This window comes from Spirosoma spitsbergense DSM 19989, from assembly GCF_000374085.1.
Taxonomy (GTDB): domain Bacteria; phylum Bacteroidota; class Bacteroidia; order Cytophagales; family Spirosomataceae; genus Spirosoma; species Spirosoma spitsbergense.
The window spans coordinates 1-2,531 of record NZ_KB893498.1 but is presented as its reverse complement, the minus strand read 5'-3'; the positions used below and the strand labels follow the sequence as shown (position 1 = coordinate 2,531).

Here is a 2,531-nt window from a genome sequence, read left to right as displayed (position 1 = left end):
CTCTACAAAACCATAGGGGAGAACCAGCAGGTGCGCGCGCATACTGAGCAGGGAATTACCTACATGCACAAGGCCATCGCCATCAACGAGCACCTGAATGTGCCCCTCCTATTATCCGAGAACTACGTCAACCTGGGTATTTTGTATGAGGACTTAGGACAGTTTCAACGGGGGAGAGATTGTTTCCTAAAAGCCCTGGCCATTAACGATGAAGTCCACGCCCAGCCAGAAGCCTACCGGGTCATCTATAATAACCTGGGAAAGAATCATATTGCCCAGCACGAGTATCAACAGGCGATTCCTTACCTCAATAAAGCCCTGGCCATCAATCTACCCTTGAACCGAACTACCAGCATTGCCCATAATTACCGCAATCTGGCCAGTGCTTACCGGGGACTTGGTCAGGTTGAGCAGGCTGTCCAGTACGGTGAGAAAGCGGTGGCAGCCGTAAATGCCAGCAAAGATGCTCCGCTCACTCGTTCGGTGTACCGGACCATGGCCGAGCTGTATGCGGCAGCCGGTCAGTACGACAAAGCGTATGGCTACGTCGTGCAACAGAAGAAGCTGGAAGACTCCCTGATGAATCTGGAGAAAACGCGGGTGGTCACCCAGCTTCAGGGGCGTTTTGATGTGCAGATGGCCCAGGAACTGGCCACTATTAAAGCCAATCTGGCATTGGCCAAAGCCCGTGAAGTAGCCACAATCGAGGCCGAAAAAGCTACCGTTATTGCTACGTTGCAAGCAGAGGAATCCCGAAAGCTGGCTCAGATCAGGGCGAGCGCCGAGGTAGAGAAAGCCCGGGCCGTAGCCGAACTCCAAACCAGGTATGAAACCCAGAAACGGACGCGCCAACTGGCCGTGCTGGACCAGCAGAACCAGAAAAAAACGCGGCAGGTTCAGTACATGGCCGGTGGCCTGGGTTTGCTGATTCTCCTACTGGGTGCGTTGATAACCCAGTACCAGACCATTCGACGGACGAACGCCCGGTTGTCGGTCCAGAATGAGTTAATCACGACCAACAGCCGTCAACTGACCGAGCAGTCAGACCAGCTGAAGACGCTGATGAAAGAACTGCACCACCGCGTCAAGAATAACCTCGCTATCGTTTCCAGCCTGCTCAGTTTACAATCCGATCGGCTGACCGACCCGGATGCCATACGGGCTGTGGAGCAGGGACAGCATCGGGTCGATGCCATGTCGCTAATTCATCAGCGGTTGTACCGAACCGATAATGTACTGCGTGTCAATCTGGGCGAGTACGTAACAGACTTGGCCGAAAGTCTTATGCAAGCCTATGGATACTCCCACGACACCTTTGATTTAAGGATTATGGTCGATCAGCACGAGGTAAACGTAGATATGGCCATTCCACTGGGTTTGATTCTAAACGAGCTCCTGACGAATGCCTTCAAACATGCTTACAGGGACGTGGATCGGCCGGCCCTGTCCATTCGCCTTCAACACAACGATGGGCTTACGTTAGAGGTAGAGGACAACGGTCCGGGTTTTGATACCGAACGTTGGCAGCATCCCGAACAACTGGAGTCGTTCGGCTGGCAGTTGATAAACTCATTGAGTCAGCAGGTAGGGGGATTAATGACGGTCGGCAGTCGGTGTCTGGCTCGTTTACCCGAACCTGTTAGCCATGCGCCTGTAAGCCGGGTAGAATCGGACACCGGGTTAAGGGGTGCTTACTTCCACCTTCATATTACTGAACCCATGCTGGTATCCGCTTAGCGCTATCCCTGCCTATGAACCATCAGTTACACATACTCATTGTTGAAGATGAAGCCATTCTGGCCTTGGACCTGAAGGCTAAGTTAGAAAAAGAAGGCTATCGGGTGGTAGGAGTAGCCGCCAGTGGGAAGCAGGCATTGGCCTTGTTTGCCGAGCACCCCGTTGATCTGCTGTTGTGTGATATTCACATCAAGGGCGACTGGGACGGCATCGAAACCGCCCAGCGGATTCTGGCCCAGCGGCCTTTGCCCCTGATCTACCTGACGGCTTATTCGGACAAGGCTACCCTGGAGCGGGCGGGGCAAACCACCCCCTTAGCGTATATCGTAAAACCCGTCCATCTGGCCCAGTTACGGGTCGCTATCGACATGGCAATGGGCAACTTCGCTCGCCAGATGCATCCGCTGCCTGAAACAGCCCCTAATAACTCCGGTGAAATCACCCAGAAAGAGCACACCCGCGAAATTTTTCTGCAGGGAGACGATGCACTTTTTGTCAAAGTGAATTATCAGTTCGTCAAAATTAAGCTGAGCGATATCCTGTACCTGGAAGCGGAAGATGCGCATACGATGCTGGTGACAATCGCCAGGCGGTACGCCCTGCGGCTGGCATTGAGTATGGTTGTGGAGCAGATTAACGAACCACGATTTGTACGCATTCACCGGTCATTTGTAGTCAATATCGAGCACATTGATGCCTTTACGGACCAGGAGGTAAGCATACAGCAACAGAAGCTGCCGTTAGGCCGTAGTTACAAAGAAGTGTTTATGAAGCGCTTCCGGTTTGGCCAGTAG

2 protein-coding genes are annotated in these 2,531 nt (G+C 53.0%); both read left to right on the top strand.

What is annotated here, in order from left to right:
- The coding region (locus B157_RS35110; protein WP_020603462.1) for a sensor histidine kinase at positions 1 to 1,737 on the top strand (1,737 nt) is incomplete at its 5' end.
- A 14-nt stretch (positions 1,738 to 1,751) separates the two neighbouring features.
- A complete protein-coding gene (locus tag B157_RS0111440) occupies positions 1,752 to 2,531 on the top strand; it encodes a response regulator (protein ID WP_020603461.1) in 780 nt (259 codons plus the stop codon).